14 protein-coding genes are annotated in these 14235 nt (G+C 35.4%); 10 read left to right on the forward strand and 4 right to left on the reverse strand.

Translation table 11 applies throughout. From position 1 onward, the window contains the following. Nucleotides 1-116 precede the first annotated feature (116 nt). On the reverse strand, nt 117-1478 hold the full coding sequence (locus NSQ14_RS01750) for an IS4 family transposase (protein WP_251246122.1): 1362 nt from the start codon (nt 1476-1478) through the stop codon (nt 117-119). A gap of 166 nt (nt 1479-1644) precedes the next feature. After that, on the reverse strand, nt 1645-2166 hold the full coding sequence (locus NSQ14_RS01755; RefSeq protein WP_251246121.1) for a hypothetical protein: 522 nt from the start codon (nt 2164-2166) through the stop codon (nt 1645-1647). A gap of 77 nt (nt 2167-2243) precedes the next feature. On the opposite strand from NSQ14_RS01755, the gene NSQ14_RS01760 reads away from it, so the two are divergent. Next, a complete protein-coding gene (locus tag NSQ14_RS01760; RefSeq protein WP_251246120.1) occupies nt 2244-2738 on the forward strand; it encodes a hypothetical protein in 495 nt (164 codons plus the stop codon). A 160-nt stretch (nt 2739-2898) separates the two neighbouring features. Here the strand turns inward: NSQ14_RS01760 and tnpA are convergent, their stop codons facing one another. After that, nucleotides 2899-3384, reverse strand: a complete 486-nt coding sequence (gene tnpA, locus NSQ14_RS01765; RefSeq protein ID WP_251246119.1) for an IS200/IS605 family transposase — start codon at nt 3382-3384, stop codon at nt 2899-2901. Nucleotides 3385-3872: 488 nt separating this feature from the next. Between tnpA and NSQ14_RS01770 the strand changes: the two genes are divergently transcribed. The 9 genes from NSQ14_RS01770 (at nt 3873) to NSQ14_RS01810 (ending at nt 13163) form a co-directional block, all read left to right on the forward strand. Further along, nucleotides 3873-4826 (forward strand): ISL3 family transposase, encoded by a 954-nt coding sequence (locus NSQ14_RS01770; RefSeq protein ID WP_251246118.1) that lies wholly within the window; start codon nt 3873-3875, stop codon nt 4824-4826. Between the two features lie 13 nt (nt 4827-4839). Continuing rightward, nucleotides 4840-5100, forward strand: coding sequence for a transposase (locus tag NSQ14_RS01775; RefSeq protein WP_251241615.1), 261 nt, complete (start codon nt 4840-4842; stop codon nt 5098-5100). Between the two features lie 519 nt (nt 5101-5619). Then, complete coding sequence (locus NSQ14_RS01780; RefSeq protein ID WP_251246117.1) at nt 5620-6891, forward strand: MFS transporter; 1272 nt, start codon at nt 5620-5622, stop codon at nt 6889-6891. Between the two features lie 323 nt (nt 6892-7214). Then, nucleotides 7215-8426 (forward strand): DnaD domain-containing protein, encoded by a 1212-nt coding sequence (locus NSQ14_RS01785; protein WP_311315791.1) that lies wholly within the window; start codon nt 7215-7217, stop codon nt 8424-8426. Nucleotides 8427-8712: 286 nt separating this feature from the next. Further along, entirely contained in the window at nt 8713-9489 is a 777-nt protein-coding gene (locus NSQ14_RS01790) for an ABC transporter permease subunit (RefSeq protein WP_251246116.1), read from the forward strand. A 32-nt stretch (nt 9490-9521) separates the two neighbouring features. After that, complete coding sequence (locus NSQ14_RS01795) at nt 9522-10217, forward strand: ABC transporter ATP-binding protein (RefSeq protein WP_251246115.1); 696 nt, start codon at nt 9522-9524, stop codon at nt 10215-10217. Nucleotides 10218-10221: 4 nt separating this feature from the next. Beyond that, nucleotides 10222-11235: an aliphatic sulfonate ABC transporter substrate-binding protein gene (locus NSQ14_RS01800; protein ID WP_251246114.1), complete on the forward strand. Its 1014-nt coding sequence runs from the start codon at nt 10222-10224 to the stop codon at nt 11233-11235. A gap of 15 nt (nt 11236-11250) precedes the next feature. Next, nucleotides 11251-11766, forward strand: a complete 516-nt coding sequence (locus NSQ14_RS01805; RefSeq protein ID WP_251246113.1) for a thioredoxin domain-containing protein — start codon at nt 11251-11253, stop codon at nt 11764-11766. 452 nt (nt 11767-12218) lie between these two features. Next, complete coding sequence (locus NSQ14_RS01810) at nt 12219-13163, forward strand: Rpn family recombination-promoting nuclease/putative transposase (protein ID WP_251246112.1); 945 nt, start codon at nt 12219-12221, stop codon at nt 13161-13163. A gap of 320 nt (nt 13164-13483) precedes the next feature. Here the strand turns inward: NSQ14_RS01810 and NSQ14_RS01815 are convergent, their stop codons facing one another. Next, nucleotides 13484-14152: an HAD family hydrolase gene (locus NSQ14_RS01815; RefSeq protein WP_251246111.1), complete on the reverse strand. Its 669-nt coding sequence runs from the start codon at nt 14150-14152 to the stop codon at nt 13484-13486. Nucleotides 14153-14235 lie beyond the last annotated feature (83 nt).

The following is a 14235-nucleotide window of genomic DNA, read 5'->3' on the forward strand; positions in this document are numbered from 1 at the left end:
TAAAGGACTTTTTCTTTGTTTGAAATAATAAAATTGAAGATTTTGGGTATTTTTAATAGTTAATTTAAATTAATGCAACACTAGTGATTTTTCTTTTATAATTATAAATTAACTACTCAACTTTCGCAGACTGAAATTGGCAAATAAGCCTTGATATAGCTAGGAAGGTTGGATATCCACTGTTCTAGTTGACTTTGAATTAATTTTTTGATTTTCTTGTTGGTCTGTTTTATTACATCTTGAAGAAGCTCGATTAACTGCTGCAATGCGACAGCCCAATCAAGTTCATTTACTTCATCACATAGTTCATAAAACAGACCACCAATTGTTCGTTCATCCGTATGACAACGATTCTGCCAAGAGAGTACAATAAAACGTGTAAATACAATCGTTGTATGGGCAATAAGCGCATCATATGAACGACTTTGGAACTCTTTTTCAAGTTTTAAAAGGGATTTGGTTGTCTTAAAGAAAACCTCGATATCCCAGCGCATTCCGTAGATTCGCACAATTTCTTGTTCGGAGAGCGTGCAATCGGTACTAAGGATGGCAAGCCACTCACTTTTCTTATTTCTATTTTGAATGAATACCACTTTAACGGGTGTCCCGTTAGCCATTGTTGTATGAATTGAACGAAGAACTCCTTTCCCGGATGGAACAGGTACAGCTAAGCGATAAAGTTGCTTTAGTGAAACCATTTTATCGTTTACGTTATAGCGTTGTTTTGTTTCTTTAACCATCCCTATGACATCTAATCCTTGATCGACAATCGCTTTAACAAGTGGTGGCAAGGTAAACCAAGAATCCATAAGAACATAGCTGGCTTCGATTCCACTCGTTAATGCACGCTTAATCATATCAGGAATCTGTTCAGGCTCTGTTTGAAGTGCATTTTGTCTACGTTTATAGCCACATGTGCGTTTATCAATGTGATCAGAAATACCATTGATTTGTGACTTTCTCGAACTGACTAAAGAAAAGTCAATTGGCATAAATGTATGGCCATCTGACCAACCCAAAGTAAGCATACGAAAACCTTTATAAAAGCGCATTTTAAGTGAAGCATGATCAAAACAACGAGCGAGCAATTCGACCTTTTTACTGCGATTTCGATCATAGGAAGAATCATCAATAATGAACACTTTTGGTCGTGTTCGATTCGTAAGACTTGCCACTTTTCGAATGGTAAAAGTGCTCAATAGTAATAAAAAGCGGCGCCAGTTGAACGTTGCTTGGTTTAAAAAACGATAAACAGCGTCCTTAGCTGGAAATTGATCTGCTTTCTTTGAATCCAGTAGGGAAAACCAATTTCTATGTTGAAAAATCAAACAAAAAATAAGTTGAAATAAGTAAGAACAGCTAAAGCCAAACGATTTTTTAATTCCTGCTTGGCGTAGATGCTTATTTATTTCAAGCTCAGAAAAAACAGAGTCAAGTTCTTTTGGTAGTTGATTAAATTGGCTATTTTGGTTTATCATATAGGGGACACCTCTTCTGTATGGTAGTGTTTTTCATCAATTACACTATACCAAAGAACGAGGTGTTTTTTCATGATTATTTAAATTTGTCAACGAATATATTTGATAAACTCTGGTTTCAATAAAACCAATGATTAATGCTTATTTTTTAGGTGCGAAAGTTGAGTTAACTATTATATGTTTTATTTAAATATAATACGGCATCATCATCAACTGTATAAAAATCTATGTTACCCAAAGGAGCAACAGCTGTTCCTGATAAATGGAATTCATATTCACCTGCATACATATATGGTAATTCGATGGTGTCCGATAATGTAGATCCGAGAGCTCCTCCACCGGATAAGTCATAAGATCTCCAATAACGATCGTTATAATAGATGGTTAATTTTCCTGTAAAAACCCATGGTTCTAATGTTGCTGGCTTTATTCTCCATGTAATTGTTCGTCCTGCTGCTCCCCAATCAAGTCCAGATGTTCCACCATTTCCATAAAAAGTTTGTAGCGGTTGAATTGTCGGTTCTTCTAATGATTTTTCCGATTCTTCTTTTCCCACTTTAACTTGAAGTGGAAATTCAACTGAGATATCATATGAATTAGATGAATCAGAATTATTTTCGTCTGTGTTTGCAAATGCTGTTAAAGGAATAAATAAAAAGACTAATAATAATAGAGAAAATCTTTTCAAATTTGGCATCCCCCTTAATAGTTGAATTTTATTACAATATAATTGTATCATATTAAACAAGGAGATGATAGTGAATTATGAAAAAAGTGAAAAAAGGGGACTATTTTCCTACAATTATAGCACCTATTGAACTGAATTTTCTTTTATTTGTAAACAAAATATATAATAAGACTTGGTATTCTGTTATAAGCAAGGAAGAATTTATTGACGATTTTGAGAATCATCTTTTAATCTTATGGGATAAAAGGGTAGAAGCTTTAATAAATGACGGAAAATATATAATCAATGAAAGAGTGATTAAAGAAGATATTGAACGATTAGTAAGAAAAAAAGAAACAGCCGAGATTATTATTAAGGAGTTTGAAAACTTTTGGTATAGAATCCCACCTTATGGATTCGGAAGTCTCTTGGAGAGAATTTGTGGAACATTGCAAGTGAGTCAAATTCAAAATCTAATAGGTGATGAGTACAGTAAAATATTATTCATTGTTTTTGATTGTTTGCCAAAGGAATATAGAGCCCAAAACAGTGTGAAAGTGGTTCCATATTCAGAATTTCTTAGATATATATAGGATGGTAAACGTATTTCCGTCTTTTGATTCAATCAAAACCACCCGTGAGAACGGATGGTTTGTTCTGCGGCTGAAAGCCTTCGTTACTGGCCAGCCCTAAAAAGGCACTGACGGTTCGCCAACCGCACTACTCCCACAACTAACCCTTAAAGGGTTTCTTCTATCTCCTCTTGTTCTTCTTCTTTCTCTCTTCACCAGTGATCGGATCAATAAATTCCTCCATACTTAATTGATCCGCAACTATATCATCTTGTATTTGATTTCGTATATATTCTTCTATTACCTTCTTGTTTCTACCTACTGTATCCACATAAAATCCTCTACACCAAAATTTCATATTCCCATACCTATATTTTAAGTTTGCATGCCTATCAAATATCATTAAGCTACTTTTTCCTTTTAGATACCCAACAAATGATGACACACTTATTTTTGGTGGTATACTTACCAACATATGGATATGATCTTTACAAGCTGTTGCCTCGATTATTTCAACACCTTTTGTTTCACATAGTTGCCTTAAGATTTGACCTATATCCTGTTTAATTTTCCCATATATTATCTGCCTTCTATATTTTGGTGCAAAAACTATATGATACTTACAATTCCATTTCGTATGTGCTAAACTATTTAAGTCGGAAGACATAAATGGTCCCTCCTTGGTGCTTAAATTTGGTTGGCGAACCAAAATTTATTTTAACACCAAGAGGGCATACCTCGCTGAAAGCTTTCCTGAACCCTACGCCTAGCGTAGGGTTTTCTTTTATACAAAAAAATTTTTCCTGCATATCGTGGACAGCTTCTAATTTATTACCAACTGTGAAAGTTTAACATTATATTTCATAGATCTTGAAAGGTAGGCGTGTCCTCTCCATATGTTAATCAATGTGCTTTTTGTCCCGTATGTTATTTGCGACATGGAAAAAACGATTAATCCACAAGACGTTTGGATAAACGCTTAACGAGTCAAGAACTGATATCTTCCATTTTCTGTGTCGTCCATTGCTTTTTTCATTCTTTGTTTGCCATTTCTCTGTCCAAAAATACGACTTTTTAGGTTCATCGCAGTTTAGTATGGAAAAAAACTGTCAACAATAATACTACCAATAAAATTGACAAGGTGGTAGTTTGAAAATGACAGAGAATGAATTATTACAAATGGCACTAAATCTCGGTTCTGGATGGAAAGTAGATTATGTTGAATTTAATCCTGATGAAAAAAAATTAAACATATTCATCTCTACGGTAAAAGGAAGTACATTTGAGTGTCCTACCTGCGGGAATCAGGCTCCTATTTACGATCACGGACGTGAACGGATATGGAGGCATTTAAACTTCTTTCAATTTGAAACCTATATTCACGGTAGATTACCTCGTACCTACTGTTCACAATGTAATGGATCACCTAAAACAATAAGACCTAATTGGACACGTGAACGCTCAGGCTTTTCAGTTTACTTTGAAGCATTTGTCATCCTTTTAATGAAAGCCATGCCTGTTAAAAAGGTAGCTAACCTGATAAATGAACATGATACAACCCTTTGGCCAATACTACATCACTATGTGGAAGAAGCTCGTGAAAGAGAAGATTTTTCTTCTGTACAACATGTTGGTTTTGATGAAACATCAAGAAGAAAAGGCCACGAGTATGTCTCTATTTTCATGGATCTTGAAAAACGTAAAGTTATTTCTGTTACAGAAGGCAAAGATCAACATACTTTAAAAGGTTTTAAACAGGATTTAATGGTTCATGGCGGTCACCCGGATAACATAAAAGAATTCAGTATTGATATGTCTCCAGCTTTTATTAAAGGTGTTGAAGAACAATTTCCAAATGCTTCACTGACTTTCGATAAATTTCATGTTATGAAAATGATTAATGAAGCACTAGACGAGACACGGCGTAAAGAGCAAAGAAGCAATCCTGAGTTAAAAAACAGCCGCTATTCATGGATAAAAAATGAAAGCAATTTAAATCCTAAACAAAAAGAAACATTGTTAAAATTAAAAGATCAAGACTTAAAGACAGCGAAAGCATATCAGCTGAAAGTCGCATTTCAACGCTTTTTGGGAGAAGGATATCTCTGAAGCAGAAGCTTATTTGGACGAATGGCTTTCTTGGGCAAGACGTTCCCAGATTCCTGATATGGTTAAAGTAGCCAAAAGCATACACAAGCATCGTGACGGCATCCTTCAATGGTTTAAAAGCCGTATCAATAATGGAATCCTCGAAGCAACAAACGGATTAATTCAAACGGCAAAACGACAAGCAAGAGGATACCGCTCAACCAAAAACTTAATAACGATGATCTATCTTATTGCAGGTGGATTGGATTTAAAGGTAACTGAGTTATCACAGTAACTCCTTCATTTGACTTACAGACCACCTAGTAGTTTCTATTTGGTTTGTCAAGTGCTTTCCTTGACAAGCCAAATAGAAACTACTACCCTTGTAAGTCATCAAATGAAGGTGGTTTCCACTCAAAAATGCGAATACCCACTTTTTATCAAATGCAACAGGGCGTATAATAATTGGGCCGTTTTTAATATGAAATTATTAAATTTAAATGATACCTAAACTTTTGAAAAAATAGTTAATTATTTTAATTTCCTATTGACGGATATTGTTGGAAAAAATATAATATTTTTAAATAAAGTTGTTGGGCAAAACGCAAATTGCATTTGTTAATTTTTTTGGAAAGGAGAGTAGTCTAATCCGGACCACTCTTTTTTATACGTTAAGAAAGTATAAATTTCCAGCAAAGAAGCGAATTCGACGTAGTTGGAAATTTTAAGAATTAAGTATAAGTGCAACTACGGCTCTGCTTTCGCCTAAAGGCTCGGCAATCGCCAAGTTTTCTTTAAAGGAGAAATGAGCATTATGGGAATTTTGGCAAATAAAGCCTTTATGCGGTTTTATACAGGTTTTATAATTTCTGAAATCGGTACGAAAATGTTCTATTTATCGATATTTTGGTTTGTACAAGAAAAAACACAAGAACCATCTTATACAGCTTGGCTTGGACTAGCGATTACAATTCCACAATTATTTATGTTTATATTTGGAGTGTTTGCCGATCGATATAATCGAAGAAAAATTATGATTATAACAGATATTTGCTCTGCCTTAATTCTACTAATGATTACCACTTACACATATGTTATAGAGTTTTCTATTTTATTTATAGCTGTAATGTTCTCTCTTCTGAATATTTGTAATAACATATTTTTTCCAACTTCAAGGGCTTTTATGCCCTCGACTTTACCTGAAGAAAAATTGGTTCTTGGCAATAGTTTATTTGCTACCGGAACCCAAATTTCTACTATTATAGCAAGTACGATAGGTGCCTTTTTATTAAGTAAAGTAAATATTTATCTTTTTTTTATTTTTAACACAATCACCTTTTTGTTTTCTGCTTTTAATTTATTTCTATTACGCTTCGTTTTGCCAAAGGAATCTGTAAATAAGACAGTCCAACCTAAAAACCGTAAAAAAGAAAAGAAATTATTTGCTGTTAAACAGTTCATTAATGATGTAGTTGAGGGTTTTCGTGTGATCAAAAGTTCAAAAATACTATTATTTATGATACCAGGTGTTTTTTTTACGAATATTTTCTTTGTAACATTTATTTATTTAACGCCCGGTTGGTCACAAAAGATCCTCCAATCTGGTCCTGAAGGTTATAGTTTGCTTGAGTTGGGGTTAGGTATAGGGACGTTTTTAGGGGCTTTCGCATCTGGATGGTTTTCAAAATTTATCAATATTAAGCGTGGACAAATTCTTGCTTTTTTATTTCAAAGTACAATCGTTCTTTTCCCGGTATTCCCAATTCTTATCGTCAATGTTTTTATACTCTTTTTATACGGAATTGGTTCAGGTCTGGCAAATGCATATACAATGACTTTAATTCAACATATTATCCCGGACCACCAGAGGGGAAGAGCTTTTGGTACATTGATGTCAATAATGGGAGGCGTTGTTCCAATTGGGACATTTATATGTGGTCTTTTAGTAAATTATATCGGATTAGTTGGAGTTTTTTGGATGTCAGGAATCGTTTGCTCAATCGGTGCATTGATACTAGCATTAACATTTAAGTTTATTCCTATAAAAGAGCAAGATAATAAAAACTTACTCACACAAGTTGAATGAACATCATAATAATTAATAAAAGATATTGGAGGGGATGGCTTACAAGGTTTCTAATAAAGAGAAAGGAACCGTTGAAGGATCCCCCTTATTAAAAACTATTTCGATTTAAATTTCCTTCATTATATTTTTTCGGTGCCTGTCCCCGAACACGTTAATATTTTTATGTGTTGAGGGGTAGGCGCCGTTTATTTTTTCCGGGATATTCTAAAATGAGTCAATGGAGCTGTTCCCTCCCCATTAAAAATTTTTGACAATCTTATGTTCATTTTGCAAAAGGGAATCTATAACACTAATAAAAGGATAATTACAAGGGGGAGTCGAAAATGAGCAAGCTATTAATCAATGAAAGTCCAATTTTAGTTCTACCGACATTAGCGAAAAAGATTGGACTGAATCAGGCGCTGTTTATCCAACAACTTCACTACTGGCTGGCAGATAGCAAGCATACATATGATGGGTATCAATGGGTGTATAACACATACGAGGATTGGCACAGGCAGTTTCCATTTTGGTCCACGAGTACAATCCGGAGAATTATTGGGAAGCTTGAAAGGGAAGGCTTAATCGTTTCCGGAAATTATAATCGTTTTAAGATGGACAAAACCAAATGGTATCGGATTAATTACGAGTATTTGGAGTCGCTGATGGATGAGGATGCGCAACTTTCCGACCTTTGCAGCAAGCGGACTGACACAAGCGACCCAACCGAGCAGCATAACGGCACACACACAGACGCTTCGAACAGTCAAAAAGGAATAAATTTAGGCAAGGCATCGAGCCACCAAACGCAGAACAATCTGACGGGTCAAAACAAACCTAATATAGGCAAGGATGAACAAACGAATGCAAATGTAAGCAAACCGACGAACCAATCGGATACCAACTTAAGCAAACGGACAAACCAATCAGATACCAACTTAAGCAAGCCCACGAACCAAAATGGTGCTAACTTAGGCAATCCGACAAATCAAACTGGCACCAATTTAACCAATCACACTGACCAAACGGTGACCAAATTGACTAAACACAACGACCAAAATAATTCCAACTTGACCACATCGGGTGAGCAAGCTGGTCAGTACGTGGGTGCAAGCTTGGCACTAGCACGAACAAACATAACCAAAGCAATACCAGAGACTACTTCAGAGACTACCCCAGAGAAAAAAAGCGTAGTAATAGTTACGCATGCGCGCGCAGAAGAACAAAACCCATTTACATTTTTCGAACAAAACGGGTTTGGAACCATCAGTGGGTATCTTTTTGAAAAAATACAAGCGTGGTGTGAGGATTTGTCCCAAGAACTTGTTTTAGAAGCGATGAAAATAGCTGTCGAAAGCGGGAATAAAAATTGGAGTTACGTGGAAGGAATTCTTCGCCGGTGGTTTGATAAAGGCTATCAAACCATCAATGAGGTTCGTGCCGCACAAAAGGAATATCGAGAACGACTGGACAAGAGCGCAAAACAAAAACCCCGAATGGAACGGGATATTCCAAGAAACTTTATCCTCGACATGGATGCCGGGGAAGACGAATAGATAGACAGGTCCCGCAGCCTACCTTAACAACATCGACTAAAAATGGGACAAGGGACCTGCCCCTTTGGAGGTGAGCGGATGCATGAGAAAGTGTTTATGGGTTGTTTTAGAATTTTAAACATAAATCTGAAAAGTTATATTCTATTCAATTCTTCTACCAATTCCTTAACTACGAATTTATTTAATATCTCAAAATATTAATCTTTACAAAACCAATCGGAATTTATATAATTAAAGGCACTATTACAATAGCATCAATACTATTTAGATCTTAGGAGGTGATCGTGTGAATAAGAAAAATAGGTGGTATAACAATCAAGCAGTTCCGTGGGTTCTTCCTGTTGTGGTGATTATTCTCTGGCAGGTACTTGGCCAATATAAAATTATTGCATCATCTATTCTTCCAACTCCATTGGAAGTTATCGATGCATCTATTCGACTATGGGAGTCGGGCGAATTACAACAACATATTCTCATTAGTACGCAGCGGGCTTTAACCGGTTTTATCATCGGCGGTTTAATTGGATTTATCCTTGGGTTATTAAATGGAACGGTACTATTTTTTGAAAAAACAACCGATACAACTGTTCAAATGATACGAACCATTCCTCACTTGGCATTAATTCCTCTTGTGATTTTATGGTTTGGGATTGGTGAAAGTGCAAAAGTATTTTTAGTTGCTCTTGGGGTAATGTTCCCAATCTACATAAATACTTTTAACGGGATAAAAAATGTTGATCGAAAATTGATTGAAATGGGTTCGATATACGGACTAACAAAGTGGAAATTATTTTCAAACATTATTTTACCTGGAGCATTGGCATCGATACTCGTCGGAGTCCGTTATGCACTTGGCGTCATGTGGACTTCCTTGATTGTGGCAGAAACGATTGGTACAGATGCCGGAATCGGGTATTTGGCCACAAATGCTCGCGAGTTTATGCAAATGGATATCGTCGTTTTAACCATTGTTGTTTATGCTATATTGGGAAAATTATCTGATGTGATTGCAAAACTCTTTGAACATCAACTACTAAAATGGAATCCTGCTTACAGAAAATAAGCAACCTTTTAATAGACTAAGGGGGTGAAAGAATGTTCACTATTACACTGAAAGATGTGGGTAAAAGCTTCGGTGATAATGAAGTATTGAAAGATATTAATTTATCAATTGAAAGTGGTAGCTTTACAGCGATTGTCGGACGAAGCGGTTGTGGGAAAAGTACATTGCTCCGGATTATCGCTAAATTGGAGGAGATTTCTAAAGGGAGCTTATCGTTTTCAAAAAAGCAAGAAAAAGAACCGAAAATCCGAATTATGTTCCAAGATGACCGACTCATACCTTGGAAAAACATTTTAAAAAACATTGAACTTGGTGCTGTTAATCAAACAGTTGCGAAAGAATCGTTAGAAAAAGTTGGGTTAATTGATAAACAGCGTGACTGGCCGGACCAATTATCTGGCGGGCAAAAACAACGGGTTGCACTCGCCCGTGCACTGGCAAGTAATCCGGATATTTTATTGTTTGATGAACCGCTTGGAGCCCTTGATGCTTTGACGCGGATTGAAATGCAAAATTTGATAGAAAACCTGTGGCACGAGCAACAATTCACCTCCCTTCTTGTTACCCATGATGTAACAGAAGCGGTTCGGTTGGCAGACAGAGTCATTGTTATCGATAAAGGGACAATTCAATTAGATGAAAAAATCAACTTACCACGCCCGCGGGAACGGGATGACAAATTTACATATTACGAACAAAAAATATTAAATCAAATACTAGGGGTGTAAACAGATGAAGAAAACCTTTTTAACCATACTACTAGCTTTATTTGCTACTATTCTAGTGGCATGTGGCAATGATTCTGCTTCAAAAGAAAGTGAAAGTACAAGCGGTGAAAGTAATAATGGTAGTGAAAAAGAAGTTATCACCATAGGTTATCAAAAAGGAAACACATTAAATATTTTAAAAGAACACGGGAACTTGGACGAAGCTTTAAGCGAGGCCGGTTATCAAGTCGAATGGAAGGTCTTCCCTACCGGAACTGTTTTGTTAGAGGCATTAAATACGAATAATATTGATTTTGGTCATGCCTCCGATGGAAATGCAGTATTCATGCAAGCAGGCGGACATCCATTGCACTATGTTGCATCTGAGTCACCTTATCCAGAAGGTGTTGCCTTAGTCGTTAAAGCTGATTCTGATATAAAATCTGTAGAAGACTTTAAAGGAAAAACGATTGGTGTCACGAAAGGCGGAAACCAACACTACTTATTATTGGTTGCTTTAGAACAAGCAGGTATTTCCCAAGATGAAGTCGATATTAAGTTTTATAAAGATGCCGCAGAAGGACTAGCTGCGTTTACAAAAGGTGAATTTGATGTATACGGAACTTGGGATCCATATTTGGCAATTGTAGAAAACACAGTGGAAACACGGACGATTGTGAATGGGTCTGACTTAACTGAAAACCGCACATTCTATTTTGCTACCGAAGAGCTTTTATCTGAAAAAACAGATGTAGTCTCTATTATTCTTGAAGAATTGCAAAATGCTGATCAATGGGCAAACGAAAATAAAGAAGAAATATCTAAAATACTTGCAAAAGAATTAGGCCTAGATGTCGAGCCTATACAACAAGCGAATGAACGCCGGTCATTTGGTGTACAGAAAATTGATGACACCATCACTTTAAGTCAACAACAATTGGCAGATACGTTCTACAAAGCTGGACTTTTAGAAAGTGAAATCAGTGTACAAGAAGCCGTCCAAATTGATGACGCAATAATTCCAGATAATATTCAGTAATTGGGAGGGATTTCAATGACAAAAGAAATAGAAAACACATTTTTATGTTATGGTAATGTCGATGCACCGGTCAAAGTAGAGGTATTTTTGAATCTCGCTTGCCCGTATTGCGCAACGTTTTTCCAAGCAGCAGATGAAATATTGACACCTTATATTGATAACGGGCAAGTTCAATATGTGATTAAACATTATGATAAACCGCGGGAAATGCTGATTTATGGCACATTGGCAAATGCCTTCCTTGACTATAAAGATCCAGTCCGCGTATATGAGTTAATGAAAGAGTTATTTGCAAATCAAAGCAACTGGAGCGAAGCCGATAGCAACTCTATTAAAAAAATGCTCACTGAACAATATGGACTCAAGGAAGAGCCCGATAATATCGAAACAAGCTTAAAAATAACGGCAGAAGCTATTAAACGGAATGTAAAGATGGTTCCAACTGTATTCATCAACGATAAAGAATTCCAATTTCCGGTTGAATTGGATGCAGCACAGTTGAAAAATGAAGTAGTAAAAATATTAAATTAAACAGGCATAATTTTATAACCCGAATATCGACAGTCGAACAGGTTGAAAAATATAATTTACAGGCAATGGGACATCCAAATTTTCTGGATGTCCATTTTTTAAAAAATAAGAAAGTATAAAAATTCAGGTTAAACACTGTGGATTAGTTTTATTGTCTAGCTCCTTTGACTTGCGCTTTTCTTAAGTATGAGCAAGGATTATTATTTTGAAATAAAAAGGCCTAAACTTGTAAAGTGTCCAAAAAATTATTTAAAAAAATTGAAGGATTTTTTGTCTTTTTGTCGAATAAAAATTAAGATAAACATAAAATTCCCCAAAGATTTTCCTTCCTTCATCGTTTTTTTACTGTACTAAGCATCCTAATTTTTTTCAAAGTGACCGAAAATTCCGCTATATTCATTGAAGCCAAAATTTTGTATAATAAATAATGAAAGGAACGAGTTAAGTTACGTATGGTTTATAAACTTCCAATTTTTTGGCTCAAACCAAAAAATGATTTTGTTTTTAAATTCATTTTTGGTCGGGGCACGAAACAATCAAATAAGTTGCTATTGGCATTATTGAATGATGTTTTCAATGTACCAAAAGGCCTGAGTTTAGGAACCGTAGAAATTACTAATCCATTAACGTTTCAAACAAACGTAACAGATCAGTATGCGATTTTGGATATTCGGGCAAAGGTAGCCGGTTTTGGCCATGTCAATCTTGAAATGCAAAGAGTAAATCAAAGAAATATCGACAAAAGGACGTTGTACTACGGAGCAAAATTATTCGAGGAACAATTGGATAAAGGGAATGAATATCGTGACTTAAAAAAAGTGGTAACGATTAATTTTCTTGATTTTTCTTACTTTACGACGGATATGTATCATAGCTGTTACCGGTTAATGGAAAAGCGGACGTTTGAGCCGTATCCGGATTTACTGCAACTTCATTTTATTGAAATGCCGAAGTTTGTCAAGCAAGATAAGGAAAATCTGATTCATACGAATGACCGAATGGCAAAATGGATACGCTTTTTAACAAATGAAGATGATGCGAGGTGGGAAGAGATGGCAAATCAAGACCCGATAATAGAAAATGCGGTAGATATGTTGCGCACAGTAAGTATGGACAGGGAAGCCCGGATGTTAGCGGAAGCCCGTGAAAAAGCATTAAAGGATATAAATTCCATTCGTGGGGAAGCAATGAGAGAAGGAAAAGAGGAAGGAAGAAGAGAAGGAAGAAGAGAAGGAAGAAGAGAAGGAAAAGAGGAAGGCATAAGAGAAGGCATAAAAGAAGGCAAACGGGAAATTGCAAAAAAGATGTTAATGGAAGGTGCAGACATTAATTTTATCGTTAAGATTACAGAGTTAACGGAATCTGAGGTTTTGGAATTGAAGGATGAGTTAAATTGAAAATTAAATGAAAGGAAAACATAGACGAGTAAATGGTTAGAAAAAACTATCATATTACTCGTCTTTTTTATACGTTAAGAAAGTATAAATTTCCAGCAAAGAAGCGAATTCGACGTAGTTGGAAATTTTAAGAATTAAGTATAAGTGCATAAGGAAAGCTTCACTGGAATACATCGCAGCCGAAAAAATTTTATATTTTTTCGGTGAACTACGGCTCTGCTTTCGCCGAGTTTTCTTTATAAGAACATCTGAAAAGGATCCCATGTGTATATGCTAATGTCGGTACCAATTGTGGAAAAAATCGCTTAACGAGTCAAAAACTACTTGCTATACTCATTCAACATACATTCTTCAAGTACCAATAGTTGTTTTACCTCATGAATTAGAAATTTTGGTTGTTCTTTAACTAATTTTTCTTTTTTGTGACTTCCCCATGTAACACCGCAAGAGGCAACACCGGCTGCATGGGCCATCTGCAAATCAAATATTGCATCACCAATCATAACTGTTTCTTCTTTTTTTAAATGATGCAATTTAACCAGTTTTAAAATGCCTTCAGGATGCGGTTTATAATTTGTTACATTATCGGATCCGATGATGTCTTTAAAGTATGTATTAATTTTTAGAGTTTCTAAGTTTCGTAATAAAACATTTGTTTTTTTACTAGAAACAACAAACAATTGTTTCCCTTTTGATTTTAAGTTATTTAGCACTTCAGGAACATTTGGGAAAACCGTAAGTGTATCATTTTCAAAGGCTTTATATTTTTCTCGGAAAATTTGGAGTAGCGATTCGAATGATTCTTCTGTAAATTTGTAATCTGTCATTTCCTTAAATGATACCTCAATAGGAATTCCCATAAAATGTTCAATTTGTTCTGAGCTTGGAACATCCAAACCAAATTCTTTAAAAGCCTCTTGTGTAGCAAGTACACTGCATTTCTTAGAATCAGCCAGTGTACCGTCAAAATCAAAAATATAATTTCTCAAATTTTTCCACCTTCACTTTAACGTATGATATGATTTCTTTTATCATTAAAAAACAAGTATATTATAAAGTATAGTCATTAAAA

Origin of the sequence: Caldifermentibacillus hisashii, assembly GCF_039654145.1 — a bacterium.
GTDB classification, from domain to species: domain Bacteria; phylum Bacillota; class Bacilli; order Bacillales; family Caldibacillaceae; genus Caldifermentibacillus; species Caldifermentibacillus hisashii.

Bases quoted from the DNA above. Each gene is read 5' to 3' on its own strand.
- NSQ14_RS01800 (WP_251246114.1), top strand. From the start codon at position 10,222: ATGAAGAAAACCTTTTTAACCATACTACTAGCTTTATTTGCTACTATT.
- NSQ14_RS01805 (WP_251246113.1), top strand. From the start codon at position 11,251: ATGACAAAAGAAATAGAAAACACATTTTTATGTTATGGTAATGTCGAT.
- tnpA (WP_251246119.1), bottom strand. From the start codon at position 3,384: ATGTCTTCCGACTTAAATAGTTTAGCACATACGAAATGGAATTGTAAG.
- NSQ14_RS01750 (WP_251246122.1), bottom strand. From the start codon at position 1,478: ATGATAAACCAAAATAGCCAATTTAATCAACTACCAAAAGAACTTGAC.
- NSQ14_RS01810 (WP_251246112.1), top strand. From the start codon at position 12,219: ATGGTTTATAAACTTCCAATTTTTTGGCTCAAACCAAAAAATGATTTT.
- NSQ14_RS01760 (WP_251246120.1), top strand. From the start codon at position 2,244: ATGAAAAAAGTGAAAAAAGGGGACTATTTTCCTACAATTATAGCACCT.
- NSQ14_RS01785 (WP_311315791.1), top strand. From the start codon at position 7,215: ATGAGCAAGCTATTAATCAATGAAAGTCCAATTTTAGTTCTACCGACA.
- NSQ14_RS01770 (WP_251246118.1), top strand. From the start codon at position 3,873: ATGACAGAGAATGAATTATTACAAATGGCACTAAATCTCGGTTCTGGA.
- NSQ14_RS01795 (WP_251246115.1), top strand. From the start codon at position 9,522: ATGTTCACTATTACACTGAAAGATGTGGGTAAAAGCTTCGGTGATAAT.
- NSQ14_RS01780 (WP_251246117.1), top strand. From the start codon at position 5,620: ATGGGAATTTTGGCAAATAAAGCCTTTATGCGGTTTTATACAGGTTTT.